We start from the raw sequence: 13,071 nt of genomic DNA, 5'->3' as shown, positions 1-13,071 counted from the left end.
GCATTGTTGCTCATTGCCCATCACTATGGAACAAGTTATTGTAAAACCAATTATTGCGAAAGAATTGCTGGAATCTCTCCAGACAAAAATAGAGGAAGAGAAACAGGTCATTGTACACTGTTGTTTTCCGGCATCTCCCTTTTGGGGAAATCTTATCAGAATTTGGAATACAACTTACCTTATTGATGAGACTTCAGGACACAAAAGTAAACTTATTCACGCAGAAAATATCAGCATTTATCCCAACTGGACTCCCGTTCCTTTTATGAGAGACTTTTGGTTTACACTGGTTTTTTCGGGTTTGCCTAAAGATTGTAAGAGTTTTGACTTCAAAGAAGTTATTCCCGAAGAAGGTGGTTTTTTCGTTAAATCTATTAAAAGAAATACATCGGATATTTACAGAATTAAAATCTCGGAATAAATTTTATTTTAAACTGAGCAAAACAGGGTTTTATAACTTCAATCCCGTAAAAGAAATTTAAAACTTACTGTTTGTTATTTTAAAACCGTACTTAATTTCCAATATTTACCACAGAGATTTAGCTACGTTAATAATTTAATTCAAATTATTTCAGTTTTTTCAGGGAAAGTAAAACCGCCTTTTCTTCACATTTTTCAAATGTAATTTCAAAAGAAGGATTTTTTTCAGGATAAGACAAAAGGTAATCCGGACATGGTTTCTTTTGAGCATTGCTTCGGTCAAAATCAATTTTTCCGTTGGTAATGATGCTGTCTTTTAGAAATTTTTCATCTATTTTCAAAGCATTCATTTCAGATTTAAACTGATCAGAATATTCAAAGTCTTTAGAAAGTGTTTCGGCAATAACACGGCTGTTGGGAAGATATCCGCTGCAGCTTACGCCTTTTTTATTAAGTACGAAAAAAACAATGATCAGCCCCGGAACAAGACCAATTAGAAAGAATTTTAGTTTTTTCATTAGAAAATTAAAAGATTGATGTCATGGTAAGTAAGTCCGAAACGGTCGCAGATTACTTTTTTAGTATGCCTGCCTTTATACATATAAAGACTTTGCTTCATTTCATTTTTTCTTAAAAGCATATTTTCAAAACCTCCTTCTTCATCATAATTCAGGATGTATGATAAAAAGAAATTTGAAATTGCTTTGGTTGTGGTTCTTGGCATTTTAGAAGTAAGATTCGGAAGTCCGCAGTGGATAACGCCGTGCTTAATGATATAAGGATCTTCCATCGTAGTAAGCTCAGACGTTTCTATCGCTTTACCGTTGTCAATAACAATATCAATAATTACGCTTCCTTTTTTCATTTTCATCACCATTTCTTCCGTGACAATAGGCTGCATATTGAGTCTTGGTAAAGCTCCGATCACCACATCAGCTCTTCGGATGCTTTTGCTGAGTTCTTTCGGATCAATAATAGAAGTAGGAACTCGGCTGTCTACCAAAGTATGTAGTCTTCTGAGTTTGGAAAGTGAGTTATCAAAAACTTTTACGCTGGCTCCCAGTCCGATCGCAGCTTTGGTAGCAAATTCTCCTACAATTCCTGCTCCCAGAATCACAACTTCTGTAGGTCGTACTCCGGTAATTCCGCCAAGCATCAATCCGTTGGATAATGCTAATAATTCTGATGCATAAAGAATAGAAACGCTTCCTGCAATTTCCCCGATTAATCTTACCAATGAAAGCTGTTTGTATTCATCCGCAATAAATTCAAAAGCAATGGCATTGATTTTTTTCTCGGCAAGCTTCATGAAATAATCTTTGTCGCGAAGATTGATCTGAAGAGCAGAAACAAGATAAGAATTGGATTTCAGATATTCTATTTCCTCTTCAGTGGGAGGATTTACTTTAAGAACAAGATCCTGTGCAAACGCTTCTTTGGGATCCTGAGTAACTTTTGCACCTGATTCTGAGTATTGTAAATCTGTAAAAAATGAGCCTTTTCCTGCGCCTGATTCTACAATGATTTCGTGACCATGCTCTATCAAAACCTGTACTGCATCGGGAGTGATACATGTTCTTCTTTCGTTGAGGCATGTCTCTTTTGGAATTCCGATACTGAATTGTTTACCTTTTTTGATTACTTCCAGTTTTTCCTCTTTCGGCATCAGTTCTTCTTCTGAAAAAGGCGTAAAAATATTTGTAGTACTCATTTTTATTCAATTATGACTTACCATTTTGTTCAGCAAAGATATAATTTTTTAATCGAATGTAATTTCTCTGCTTTCACCAGTATTCTGAATACTCATTGAGTGAAATTTCAGACCGTAGAGCTCATCTTCATATACTTCGGGCCATTCTATGATGCACAAAAAAGAATTATCCAGATATTCTTCAATTCCGATGTCGTAAACTTCATCAATGCTTTTCAGACGGTATAGATCAAAATGAAAAATTTTTCCCCTTGGAGAACTGTATTCATTGACGATGGAGTAGGTGGGTGAGCTTATTTCATCTTCACTTCCCATCTTTTTAAGCAAAAATTGCGTGAAAGTTGTTTTTCCGGCTCCCAAATTTCCTTTTAGCAAAAGAATGTTATGCTGCAGCTCAGGTAAAATTGCATCGGTGACTTTTTGCCAGTCGGTGATGTTTTTTATGCTGAAATTCATTAAATTTATTTGTTGCAAAATTATAACAAAACTATCATATTTGATACTTTAATTCCTATTTTCATTACTTTTGCGGTTATGATTTCCAAGCAGACGATAGATAAAATATTTTCCACAATCAGGGTAGAAGAGATTGTTGGCGAATATGTGCAGCTGAAAAGGGCAGGATCCAATTTTAAAGGTTTGAGTCCTTTTCACGAAGAAAAATCGCCCAGCTTTATCGTCTCTCCCAGCAAACAGATATGGAAAGATTTCTCAACAGGAAAAGGAGGAACGGCGATTTCATTTCTTATGGAAATCGAAAATTTCACCTATCCGGAAGCGCTTCGCCATGCAGCTAAAAAATACGGAATTGAAATTGAAGAAGACAAACGGGAATTTTCTGAAGAAGCCAAAATTGCGCAGTCGGAAAGAGATCTGCTCTACAAAATTCATGAAGTTGCCAATGAGTTTTTCCAGAATATTCTTTGGGAAAACGAAGAGGGAAGATCAATTGGTCTTTCTTATTTCAGAGAACGGGAACTGAAAGATGATATCATCAGAAAATTCCAGCTCGGATATTCTCCTGAAAAAAAGAATGCCTTTACGGAATTTGCACTTGAAAAAGGGTATTCCAAAGAAGTTTTAGAAAAATCCGGACTATCTATTTTCCCTGAAAATTCTCCCGGCGGAATCGACCGTTTCCGGGAAAGAGTGATTTTTCCGATCCACAGCTTCTCGGGAAGAGTTCTGGGTTTTGGAGCCAGAATTTTAAAAAGCAATGTTAAGACTGCCAAATATCTCAATTCGCCTGAAACAGAAATTTATCATAAATCTAATGTCCTGTATGGTTTAAACCAAAGTAAGCAGGCAATTTCCCGGAAAAATGTCTGCCTTTTGGTAGAAGGATATATGGATGTGATTTCTCTGCATCTTTCAGGAATTGAAAATGTAGTGGCGAGTTCGGGAACTTCTCTCACAACGGAGCAGATTAAGCTCATCAAAAGACTGACGGAAAATGTCACTATTTTGTTTGATGGCGACAATGCAGGAATTAAGGCGAGTTTCAGAAGTATTGACATGCTTTTGACAGAAGGAATGAATATTCGTGTTCTGCTTTTTCCTGAAGGTGATGATCCTGATTCTTTTGCCCGAAAACATCCGCAGGATTATGTGGAAAAATTTATCGAAAACGAAGCAACAGATTTTATAGATTTTAAAGCAGAAATTCTTCTGAAAGATGCGGGGAATGATCCGATCAAAAAAGCAGAAGCGATAAGAAATATTGTAAAATCTGTGTCTTTTGTACAGAATGCTTTAAAGAAAGAAATTTATTTAAAAGAAGTTTCCAGTAAATTTGGTCTTTCTGAGCAGAGCTTATTTAATGAGCTGGATGTGCAGCGGCAAATTACCGATAATCAAAACCAGAGACTTCAGCAGAAAGAACAAAAACCTGCCAAGCTTGAAATTGTTCCTAAACCTGAAGTGGAAGTTGATTCTGTTCAGTTCAACATCTTTCACCAGGAAAACAAGCTTATCAATTTGATGATGATGTTTGGAGATGTAGTGCTGCAACGTGTAAATGATGAAAAACAGGAATACGAAATTACAGTGATTGAAGAAATTCTCCATCATTTTGAAGAGGAAAACTATGAATTTCAGATAGAAATTAATCAAAAAATTATTGACTCTATTAAGGAAGGAATTGAAAACGAAGAACTGCGTTCGGGTAACTTTTTCCTTAAAATGATGGATGAAAATATTACCCATAAAGTTGCAGATGCTCTTATGATTCCGAATGAATTGAGTGACTGGACAACCCGAAATATTTTTCCACCCAATATCGGTGATTTTGTTTCTACTGAAGTGGAAGCTGATATTCTGATTCACAAGTATTATTATATTCATTTTATGATTAAAAAAATGACACAGGAATTAGAACAGTACCGCGATACGGATCATCAGACATATTTTGAAAATATTAAAAAGATCATGATGCTTACAGAATTTTCTAAACATATTATTGATAGACTAGGCTGGTCACCTGTGACAAAAAGTCCTATAAAATTTTAGGAATAAAAATTGTAATTTAGGTATCAATAAATTTTAAGAAATTATACCAATAGATATGGACATAAAAAAAGAATTCAGAGATTTCTCAGTAAAGCATTTGGGAAACAGCGGTTTGGTAACCGATCAATATATGGGAGCATTCAATCCTACCAATCTTACGCCTTACATTATGGAGGAAAGAAGAATGAACGTAGCGCAGATGGACGTTTTTTCCAGATTGATGATGGACAGAATTATTTTCCTTGGAACAGGAATAGATGATCAGGTTGCGAATATTGTCACAGCACAGTTATTATTCTTAGAAAGTTCGGATCCTAATAAGGATATTCAGATTTACATCAATTCTCCGGGCGGAAGCGTTTACGCAGGTTTGGGAATTTATGATACCATGCAGATCATTAAGCCCGATGTTGCAACCATCTGTACCGGAATGGCAGCTTCTATGGGAGCAGTTCTTTTGGTAGCAGGTGAGAAAGGAAAGCGTTCTGCATTGAAGCATTCCAGAGTGATGATTCACCAGCCGAGCGGCGGTGCACAAGGGGTTGCTTCAGATATGGAAATTAATCTGAGAGAAATGCTTAAGCTGAAAAAAGAGTTGTACGATATTATTTCTGAACACTCCGGTCAGACTTATGAATGGGTAGAAAAAGCGTCTGACAGAGATTATTGGATGACTTCTTCAGAAGCCAAAGAGTTTGGAATGGTGGATGAGGTTTTACACAGATCAAAAGAGAAATAATTTTTTCCCTGAACAAAACAAAAAATCGGCGCGCCTCGCAGAGGCGCGCCGATTTTTATTTGATATTAAGATCTATTATTTTTTGTCTAAAAGCGAAATATATTCTCCATATCCCTTCTGTTCCATTTCAGCTTTCGGAATAAATTTCAGAGAAGCTGAATTGATGCAGTAGCGAAGCCCGCCTTTATCAGCAGGACCATCGTTGAAAACATGACCCAAATGCGCATCTCCTGTTTTGCTTCTTACTTCCACTCTGGTCATTCCGTGAGAACGGTCTAATTTTTCATCAATCAGCTTTTTGGTAATCGGCTTAGAAAAACTTGGCCATCCGCAGCCTGATTCAAATTTATCTGTTGAAATAAACAAAGGCTCACCTGTCGTAATATCTACATAAATTCCCTCTCTTGTTTCGTCCCAGTATTCATTTTGAAATGGTCTTTCTGTTCCGTTTTCCTGCGTTACATTATATTGTTCGGCAGTCAGTTTTTCTTTCAAAGCTTTTTTGTCCTGTTTTTGGTATTTTATTTCTTTTTTGGGCAGTGGGTTTGCATTTCTTGCCATTTCAAAAAGACCTGGTTCAATATGACAGTATCCTCCCGGATTTTTGTCCAGATAATCCTGATGATAATCTTCTGCTTTATAGAAATTTTTCAGAGCAATAGTTTCTACAACGACAGGTTTACTATAATTCCGGGCTAATTTTTCGACTTGAGCTTTTACAATCGCTTCAGTTTCTTTGTCGGTCGAGTAAATTCCTGTTCGGTATTGATTTCCTCTGTCATTTCCCTGCTTGTCTATACTTGTAGGATCAATCGTTTTAAAATACAAATCAATTAAAAGTTTAAGATCTATCTGTTCAGGATCGTAAAGTACTTTTACCGTTTCGGCAAAACCCGTAGTGTGGCTTACCACTTCTTCATAAGTGGGATTTTTAGTATTGCCGTTGGCATATCCTACTTCGGTTTTTACCACTCCTCGAACTTGCTGAAAAAAATGCTCGGTTCCCCAGAAACATCCTCCTGCAAAATAGATTTCTTTTAAGTTTTTACTGTTCATAATGGTGTTATTTTCTTTTTTATTTTCTGTGGCTTTTGGTTTTGCATCTCCACAACTTCCTGCGAATACAGCTATTCCGAAGCTCAATCCGAATAACATTAATATACTTTTCATTTTTCTCTTATTATTTAAATTCATTATTTATCATTTAAAATCATTAACCCAAATCCCAAGAGCATCAAATCTTTCAGAATGAAAAAATCTGTAACAGGAAATCCGTCAACAACTTTCCACATTCCGGGAGTTGTGAAGAGATAGCTGAGTGTTACTGTGAACACTGCGATCATTCCGATTCCTGCAAACCTTTTCAGAACTGCAAATTTCGCACTAAACAATAATACAATTGCAATGATAATTTCTATCGTTCCGATAGTATTTGATACCCATTGAACATTTATATAATCATAAACGAAAAAAGTAAGGAAATGGTTTTCCAATAAAGGTTTTATTGCGTTGGCTTCAGTAGGGGTAAACTTAAAAAGTCCTATCCAAAGCAAGATCAGGGAAGCTCCTAATAAGGAAATAGTGTAGCCTGTTTGATACGTTTTGTTTTTAACTGATGTTGTTCCGCTCATTTTTTTAGTTTTAAATGAAATACTTTTAGTTTCAAAAGTATAGTCGGAACAAGAATAAAATCCTGACAGATTTTTTTCTATATTTTGAGATTTTTTATCGTTTTTTCTTTAAATTTCTGAATATCAACTGAATCAGTTTGGTCTTCGGATTGTATTTTTCTTTTTAGAATATCATCCAGAATTTTTAATTTTTCCTGATAAGATCTGCACCACTTGCATATTTTCAAATGAATATTGAGTTGTTTTTGCTCTTTGGAAGAGATGGTTTTTGCCATACTTTTCTCCATGAGCAGGGTAGCGGTACTGCATGGTAAAAAGAGTTTATGAATTAGTTTTTTTAGCATCTTCAGTTCATTTATGTTGGAGAAAACCAATTGAGTTGCAAACACTCTCTTAGCTGTAACCTGCTTCTTTGTAGAATCTTCCAAAGGTTAGTCGCAGAAATTTTTAGTTCCTGACACACTTCTTCTCCTTTTTTTTCTTGAAGATAATACAATTTTACGGGAATTTTCCATCTTTCCGGTAAGTTTTCTATACAATGATCAAAAGTTATATTAAAATCTGTATCATTCATCAACTCATTTTCTTTATCTGAAATATTCCAGTCTGCCAAAACATCATCATTTCTCCAGGAACCTGTTTCATCAAAATACTGATCAAAACTGATGTGAGGCTTAGATTTATATTTTTTTCGGTAATAATCAGAAACTTTTCTTTGCAAAATGACCATAAGCCACGTCAAAGGTTTGCTTTTGCCTTCAAAAGATTCATAAGAATGAAAGGCGGCAACAAAAACCTCCTGTACGATGTCTTCTGCTTCTGTTTTGTCTGAAAGTAGAAAAACGGCACGTTGTAGTAAAGGAGCCGAATACTGATTAATCCAGTTTCTGAATGTTTCGTTTTTAGTCATTCTTTTACTGATGGATTAAGCACCTGGAAGTAATTCTGTCATTAGAATAAAATTTGAAAAATATAATGATAAGTAAATTTAATTTTAATTTCAGTATTTAGCAAATAAAAAAATGTCTCTGAAAATTTCAGAGACATTGTAAGTTTAATCGTTAAAATTCAGCATTCTTAGGCGTTCTCGGAAAAGGAATCACATCTCTGATGTTCGTCATTCCCGTTACGAAAAGAACTAATCTTTCCAATCCCAGACCAAATCCGGCATGCGGTACAGAACCGAATTTTCTGGTATCTAAATACCACCACAATTCGTGCTCATCAACGTGCATTTCTGCCATTTTTGTTTTTAGAACATCTAATCTTGCTTCTCTTTCGGAACCACCGATGATTTCACCGATTCCCGGGAAAAGTACATCCATTGCAGCAACCGTTTTATTATCATCATTAAGCTTCATGTAGAATGCTTTGATTTCTTTTGGATAATCAAATAGTACTACCGGGCTTTCAAAATGTTTTTCAACAAGATATCTTTCGTGTTCAGACTGAAGATCAGTTCCCCAGTTTTCAACCGGAAACTGGAATTTTCCTTTTTTATTTTCTTTTGAATTTAATAAAATCTCTATTGCTTCTGTGTAAGAAACCCTTTTGAATCGCTTAGAAACTACATTTTCAAGCTTTTCAATCAAACCTTCTTTTGCTCTCTCTTTTTCAGGTTTAGATTTTTGTTCTTCTGCAAAACGTTTATCCAGAAACTCCAAATCATCTCTACAGTTATCTAAAACATATTGAATAACGTACTTCAGAAAATCTTCCGCCAAATCAATATTGTCTTCCAGATTATTGAATGCTACTTCTGGTTCAATCATCCAGAATTCTGCCAAGTGACGCGTTGTGTTTGAATTTTCTGCACGGAAAGTGGGTCCAAAAGTATAAATTCTTCCCAATCCCATAGCTGCTGTTTCTCCTTCAAGCTGTCCGGAAACCGTCAAATTGGTTTTTCTTCCGAAGAAATCCTGGGAATAATCAATGTCTCCCTGCTCATCTCTCGGAATATTGTTTAAATCAAAATTGGTTACCCCAAACATTTCACCTGCTCCTTCTGCGTCAGCTCCTGTAATTACCGGTGTATTGATATAAAAGAACTGGTTTTGGTTAAAGAAAGAATGAACGGCAAAACTCACCGCATGACGCACTCTGAAAACAGCTCCGAATAAGTTGGTTCTGAATCTCAAATGTGCCTGATCTCTCAAGGTTTCTAAAGAGTGTTTTTTAGGCTGAAGAATTGTTTTGTCTCTTTCTTCGGTAAAATTATCTCCTAAAACGATAATTTTTTTCGCCAGAATCTCTACCGTTTGTCCCGCTCCCTGACTTTCAACAACTTCACCAACAATTTTAAGCGAAGCTGCTGTACTGATTTTAGAAATTACTTCTTCATCAAAATTCTCAAAATCAACAACGATTTGCAAATTATTAATTGTAGAGCCATCATTTAGCGCAATAAAGCGATTAGAACGGAAAGCTCTTACCCAGCCATAAACCGTAATATCATGATGTAATACTTTTTTGTAATCCTGTAGGATTTCCTTAATTGTCTGCTTTTTCATTTGTTGATGATAAAATTTTTGTCTAAAAATTAATGTGTGCAAAGTTACAAAAAAACAGCGCAATTTGAAGATTAGGCTGTTTTAATTAAAATCATTTATCAATTATTTGATGAAAAAACTATTCTTTAGATAAGAGTCAATTAAAGAAAACTGATTTGTTCCTATGTTTTCCTTTCCTGATTTTCCATGCATGATAAAAACTGGGCACATCATATTGCCACTTTGGAAGTATTAAAATAATCAGAATAACGTCAAGGTGAGAAATAAATCCCAGAATGACTGTCAGATTAAAAGTCCAGTCTGTTCTTTGCCAACCTATTAAATAAGTTAAAGCTAAAAGTAAACTTAATCCCCACAACTTTGAAAGCCATGCATGAGTGCAGGTTTCCTTTCCGAATTTTAACCAGCTTATGATATAGCATAATCCTTCCATTATAAAAATTAAAGCAATTCCTTTCCATTCATTTTTTATCAACTGAGGACTTAAAAAATATGCGGCGAGTCCTAAGGAAAGCCAAAAAATCAAATCGGTCTGGCTATCTAGTCTTCTCAATTTTTCTGAGGAAACGCCAACTTTCCGGGCGATAATTCCATCGAAAATATCTGTTAGCAGACCAAAATACATTAAAACTAAAATTAAACATCGGGAATCTTCTCCTTTTAAATAAGCTAATAAAATAATGATGGGTGAAAGAATAAATCTGGTGGCGACTAATAAATAAGGCATTGTTTTCATGATTTATTGTTTTTCAAAAGTTAAATTATAGTGAAGTGTTTTCCAGTCGCTCATTACAACTGCAAATCCGTTGCAAAAGAAATAATTGCTTTGAACCTTCAAATGATTACCTTCCATTCCCAATCTGGATTTCTGGATATTCCATCCTTGAATAACCGATTCGCATGACTCTATATTTCTAAAACCTACGCAATTCATTATAAAAAGTGATAAGAATAAATAAAAAATCAATTTTTTCATTTTCAATATTTTAAATTACACTTCAAAGCTACTTTTGAAAACCGTTTTAATAAATGCGAAAAAAAATTAAAATAATTACTTAAATTTGTGAAAATCGCAAATTATGTTTCAGGAACTTTTACTAAAGGAAATTCGAAGGAGAATCGGCAGCAAATCTCTTAATGATGAGATTGCGAATATTCTTAACATCAGTTATGATGCAGCGCATAGAAGAACCTCTCTAAAGGCGAAATTTAGTTTTGAGGAAGCTTTGGAATTGGCAAAATATTTTCAGATTTCTTTGGATCAGTTTCATACTTCTGATCATCATATTTTGGTTAAAAGAACAACAGCTGTAGAATGTACAGAAGATTTAAAATCTTTTTTTCAGAATAATCTGAATGTTTTTGAAAGTCTTCCTCTTTCCGATGAGATGACGATTTATTATTCTGCGAAAGATATTCCATTTTTTTATACACTCTCAGATACCATGCTTTCCCGTTTCAAAGTTTATGTATGGATGAATCTACTGAATGGGAAACAGGTCTTTATTCCTTTTTTGGAATTTTACCCGCCTGATTTTGAATTGGACACAAAAGAATTAAAGAAAAAATATGAAGAACAGAATGTAGTTGAACTATGGAATGAAAATACTATCTCCAGCATTTTACAGCAGATTTTATTTTATTATGAAACAGCATTGCTTGAAAAAAATGAAGCACAGGTTATTCTTCAGGAATTAAAGGAACTCATCAAGTATATTGAAGACAAAACAGAAAATAATTATAAATTTCAATTGTATGAAAATGAACTGATGCATCTCTCTAATGACATCTTTTTTCATCATCCGCAACAATCACTTTTTGCCATTCCTACCAATATGTTTGGTTACATCCTGATTAATGATGAGAAAACCTGTAAAGAAACACAGAATTATTTTGAACATCAGATCAAAAATTCAAAGTCACTGAATACTTCCGGTAACCGGGACCGGAAAATATTCTTTAATAAAATGTATCTCCGTATTGAGAGCCTGAAAGAAAAATTAAAAGTTATTCGTCTTTCTTAGAAGGAACTAAAAATACATCAATAAGACCTTCCGGAAGCTCCATTTTGATGAATCTTTCATCTCTGTTTACCTCAAGAATCCAGTCTTTAATGATTGGGATGACTACTTCTTTTCCGTCCAGATTGGTTACAAAATAATTTTGAGCTGTCTGATCGTTTACAGATCTTATAACACCGCAGTTATTTCCTGTATGATCCAAAATTTCAAAACCGATAATTTCGTGATAATAAAACTGTTTTCCGGTAAGTTTTGGAAGCGTAGACAACGGCAAATAGACATTTTTTCCCAAAGACTGATCTACCAATGCTTCTGTAGAATTTTTGAAAGCAATATTCAATGCATCATTTTTACTCCATGAAGATTTAGCAATAAAAAAAGGAACCAGTAAGCCATTAATTTCTAAAAAAATAGATTCCAGCTTATTGTAAATCTCTGGCTGATCAGTATCAAGTTTTAGGATAACATTTCCGGCAAGACCATGTCTTCTGGTAATTTTACCGAGTAAATAGCAGTCTTCTTTTTTCATTTTTATGAATTTTAGTGGTAGTTTATAAATATCTTCAAAATTTATTAAACAATAAAGACACGATAAAAATCGTGCCTTTACTTTGTATTTTCTTAAAAGATTAAGCCTGAGCTTCTTCAGTTCCTTCTGCATCAGCAGCTGGAGCTTCTCCTTCAGCAGTAGTTTCTTCAGCCGGAGCATTAGCAGCCTCTTCGGCGGCTTTTGCATCTGCCTCTGCCTGTGCAGCAGCAGTAATTCTAGCTTCATTTACTTTTTGCTCAGCTTCTAAAGCCGATTTTTTTGCATCAGCCTTAGCAGTTGCCAAACCTTCAACTTTACCTTGTACTTTTGCATCTTTAGCTTCTAGCCAAGCATTGAATCTTTTTTCTGCTTCAGCCTCGTCAAAAGCACCTTTAGCCACACCACCTTGTAAGTGTTTTTTGTAAAGAGCACCTTTGTAAGAAAGAATAGCTCTTGCCGTATCAGTTGGCTGAGCTCCGTTGTTTAACCACTTTACAGCAGCATCAACGTTCAGGTCAATAGTAGCAGGGTTAGTAACTGGGTTGTAAGTTCCTATTTTTTCGATGAATCTACCATCTCTTCTTGCTCTGGAATCTGCAACCACGATGTGAAAGAAAGGCTTACCTTTTTTACCGTGTCTTTGTAATCTGATTTTTACTGACATAAATGTTTGATTGTTATGGGAACTCGTCCCGGTTAAATATTTAAGTCTGCAAAGATATATAAAAAAAACAATTCTGAGAAATTTGCTTGAAATTTTAAGTCTTAGTATCTTTCTTCTTATACTCTATATTATAATATCTCATCATTTTTCCAGACATAAGAAAATGTATTCTATCTATTAGGAGGTATTTTTTAATACAGACTTTCTATCTCCAGTGCTTCAACCCCAACTTCCCACCCGTCGTCCTTCACTTTTCCTTTTTGCTTTTTTTTTAAATTTTTCTCACAGTTATTCAGGGAGTTAAGGGGAGATATTAATTTAGGATTAATTTTATGTTA

Annotated in this window: 16 protein-coding genes; 4 read left to right on the top strand and 12 right to left on the bottom strand. The window is 34.8% G+C overall.

The genetic code is table 11. The features are described 5' to 3' along the window. Positions 1-25 precede the first annotated feature (25 nt). Complete coding sequence (locus tag FOL89_RS16185) at positions 26-421, top strand: hypothetical protein (protein ID WP_144283810.1); 396 nt, start codon at positions 26-28, stop codon at positions 419-421. A 145-nt stretch (positions 422-566) separates the two neighbouring features. On the opposite strand, the gene FOL89_RS16180 is transcribed toward FOL89_RS16185, so the two are convergent. From FOL89_RS16180 to tsaE, 3 genes are read right to left on the bottom strand one after another with little or no spacing between them, the layout of a single operon-like run. After that, on the bottom strand, positions 567-938 hold the full coding sequence (locus tag FOL89_RS16180; RefSeq protein WP_144283809.1) for a hypothetical protein: 372 nt from the start codon (positions 936-938) through the stop codon (positions 567-569). Further along, positions 938-2,131 (bottom strand): alanine dehydrogenase, encoded by a 1,194-nt coding sequence (locus tag FOL89_RS16175; RefSeq protein WP_144283808.1) that lies wholly within the window; start codon positions 2,129-2,131, stop codon positions 938-940. The genes FOL89_RS16180 and FOL89_RS16175 overlap by 1 nt, the downstream gene beginning before the upstream one ends. A 48-nt stretch (positions 2,132-2,179) precedes the next feature. Next, positions 2,180-2,587, bottom strand: a complete 408-nt coding sequence (gene tsaE, locus FOL89_RS16170; RefSeq protein ID WP_144283807.1) for a tRNA (adenosine(37)-N6)-threonylcarbamoyltransferase complex ATPase subunit type 1 TsaE — start codon at positions 2,585-2,587, stop codon at positions 2,180-2,182. 78 nt (positions 2,588-2,665) lie between these two features. Between tsaE and dnaG the strand changes: the two genes are divergently transcribed. Beyond that, positions 2,666-4,639 (top strand): DNA primase, encoded by a 1,974-nt coding sequence (gene dnaG, locus FOL89_RS16165; protein WP_144283860.1) that lies wholly within the window; start codon positions 2,666-2,668, stop codon positions 4,637-4,639. Between the two features lie 55 nt (positions 4,640-4,694). Continuing rightward, positions 4,695-5,378: an ATP-dependent Clp endopeptidase proteolytic subunit ClpP gene (gene clpP / locus FOL89_RS16160; protein WP_143884171.1), complete on the top strand. Its 684-nt coding sequence runs from the start codon at positions 4,695-4,697 to the stop codon at positions 5,376-5,378. Between the two features lie 75 nt (positions 5,379-5,453). On the opposite strand, the gene msrB is transcribed toward clpP, so the two are convergent. The 7 genes from msrB to FOL89_RS16125 form a co-directional block, all read right to left on the bottom strand. After that, on the bottom strand, positions 5,454-6,548 hold the full coding sequence (gene msrB / locus FOL89_RS16155) for a peptide-methionine (R)-S-oxide reductase MsrB (protein ID WP_144283806.1): 1,095 nt from the start codon (positions 6,546-6,548) through the stop codon (positions 5,454-5,456). 23 nt (positions 6,549-6,571) lie between these two features. Further along, positions 6,572-7,009 carry a DUF417 family protein gene (locus FOL89_RS16150; RefSeq protein WP_144283805.1) on the bottom strand — a complete coding sequence of 146 codons (438 nt, stop codon included), beginning with the start codon at positions 7,007-7,009 and terminating at the stop codon, positions 6,572-6,574. Between the two features lie 77 nt (positions 7,010-7,086). Then, positions 7,087-7,353, bottom strand: coding sequence for a hypothetical protein (locus FOL89_RS16145; RefSeq protein ID WP_144283804.1), 267 nt, complete (start codon positions 7,351-7,353; stop codon positions 7,087-7,089). Between the two features lie 11 nt (positions 7,354-7,364). Then, a complete protein-coding gene (locus FOL89_RS16140; protein WP_144283803.1) occupies positions 7,365-7,919 on the bottom strand; it encodes a sigma-70 family RNA polymerase sigma factor in 555 nt (184 codons plus the stop codon). Positions 7,920-8,070: 151 nt separating this feature from the next. Beyond that, entirely contained in the window at positions 8,071-9,519 is a 1,449-nt protein-coding gene (gene asnS / locus FOL89_RS16135; protein ID WP_144283802.1) for an asparagine--tRNA ligase, read from the bottom strand. A 136-nt stretch (positions 9,520-9,655) separates the two neighbouring features. Then, positions 9,656-10,255: a CDP-alcohol phosphatidyltransferase family protein gene (locus tag FOL89_RS16130; protein ID WP_144283801.1), complete on the bottom strand. Its 600-nt coding sequence runs from the start codon at positions 10,253-10,255 to the stop codon at positions 9,656-9,658. A 3-nt stretch (positions 10,256-10,258) separates the two neighbouring features. Then, the gene (locus FOL89_RS16125; protein ID WP_144283800.1) at positions 10,259-10,495 is read right to left on the bottom strand and encodes a hypothetical protein; all 237 of its coding nucleotides are present in this window, start codon (positions 10,493-10,495) and stop codon (positions 10,259-10,261) included. Between the two features lie 103 nt (positions 10,496-10,598). On the opposite strand from FOL89_RS16125, the gene FOL89_RS16120 reads away from it, so the two are divergent. Continuing rightward, the gene (locus FOL89_RS16120) at positions 10,599-11,543 is read left to right on the top strand and encodes a helix-turn-helix domain-containing protein (RefSeq protein ID WP_144283799.1); all 945 of its coding nucleotides are present in this window, start codon (positions 10,599-10,601) and stop codon (positions 11,541-11,543) included. On the opposite strand, the gene rimM is transcribed toward FOL89_RS16120, so the two are convergent. Together rimM and FOL89_RS16110 are read right to left on the bottom strand one after the other, a co-directional pair. Next, positions 11,527-12,069: a ribosome maturation factor RimM gene (gene rimM / locus FOL89_RS16115; RefSeq protein WP_144283798.1), complete on the bottom strand. Its 543-nt coding sequence runs from the start codon at positions 12,067-12,069 to the stop codon at positions 11,527-11,529. The two genes, FOL89_RS16120 and rimM, sit on opposite strands and share 17 nt — an antisense overlap. Before the next feature lie 100 nt (positions 12,070-12,169). Next, positions 12,170-12,733, bottom strand: a complete 564-nt coding sequence (locus FOL89_RS16110; RefSeq protein ID WP_144283797.1) for a 30S ribosomal protein S16 — start codon at positions 12,731-12,733, stop codon at positions 12,170-12,172. Positions 12,734-13,071 lie beyond the last annotated feature (338 nt).

This window comes from Chryseobacterium echinoideorum (assembly GCF_007474535.1).
Lineage (GTDB): Bacteria > Bacteroidota > Bacteroidia > Flavobacteriales > Weeksellaceae > Chryseobacterium > Chryseobacterium echinoideorum.
Note: the sequence above shows the minus strand (reverse complement) of the source record. Positions and strands in the feature narration are given on the sequence as shown.

Bases quoted from the DNA above. Each gene is read 5' to 3' on its own strand.
- FOL89_RS16120 (WP_144283799.1), top strand. From the start codon at position 10,599: ATGTTTCAGGAACTTTTACTAAAGGAAATTCGAAGGAGAATCGGCAGC.
- FOL89_RS16110 (WP_144283797.1), bottom strand. From the start codon at position 12,733: ATGTCAGTAAAAATCAGATTACAAAGACACGGTAAAAAAGGTAAGCCT.
- FOL89_RS16175 (WP_144283808.1), bottom strand. From the start codon at position 2,131: ATGAGTACTACAAATATTTTTACGCCTTTTTCAGAAGAAGAACTGATG.
- FOL89_RS16130 (WP_144283801.1), bottom strand. From the start codon at position 10,255: ATGAAAACAATGCCTTATTTATTAGTCGCCACCAGATTTATTCTTTCA.
- FOL89_RS16145 (WP_144283804.1), bottom strand. From the start codon at position 7,353: ATGCTAAAAAAACTAATTCATAAACTCTTTTTACCATGCAGTACCGCT.
- FOL89_RS16150 (WP_144283805.1), bottom strand. From the start codon at position 7,009: ATGAGCGGAACAACATCAGTTAAAAACAAAACGTATCAAACAGGCTAC.
- rimM (WP_144283798.1), bottom strand. From the start codon at position 12,069: ATGAAAAAAGAAGACTGCTATTTACTCGGTAAAATTACCAGAAGACAT.
- FOL89_RS16140 (WP_144283803.1), bottom strand. From the start codon at position 7,919: ATGACTAAAAACGAAACATTCAGAAACTGGATTAATCAGTATTCGGCT.
- clpP (WP_143884171.1), top strand. From the start codon at position 4,695: ATGGACATAAAAAAAGAATTCAGAGATTTCTCAGTAAAGCATTTGGGA.
- tsaE (WP_144283807.1), bottom strand. From the start codon at position 2,587: ATGAATTTCAGCATAAAAAACATCACCGACTGGCAAAAAGTCACCGAT.
- FOL89_RS16185 (WP_144283810.1), top strand. From the start codon at position 26: ATGGAACAAGTTATTGTAAAACCAATTATTGCGAAAGAATTGCTGGAA.
- dnaG (WP_144283860.1), top strand. From the start codon at position 2,666: ATGATTTCCAAGCAGACGATAGATAAAATATTTTCCACAATCAGGGTA.
- FOL89_RS16180 (WP_144283809.1), bottom strand. From the start codon at position 938: ATGAAAAAACTAAAATTCTTTCTAATTGGTCTTGTTCCGGGGCTGATC.
- asnS (WP_144283802.1), bottom strand. From the start codon at position 9,519: ATGAAAAAGCAGACAATTAAGGAAATCCTACAGGATTACAAAAAAGTA.
- FOL89_RS16125 (WP_144283800.1), bottom strand. From the start codon at position 10,495: ATGAAAAAATTGATTTTTTATTTATTCTTATCACTTTTTATAATGAAT.
- msrB (WP_144283806.1), bottom strand. From the start codon at position 6,548: ATGAAAAGTATATTAATGTTATTCGGATTGAGCTTCGGAATAGCTGTA.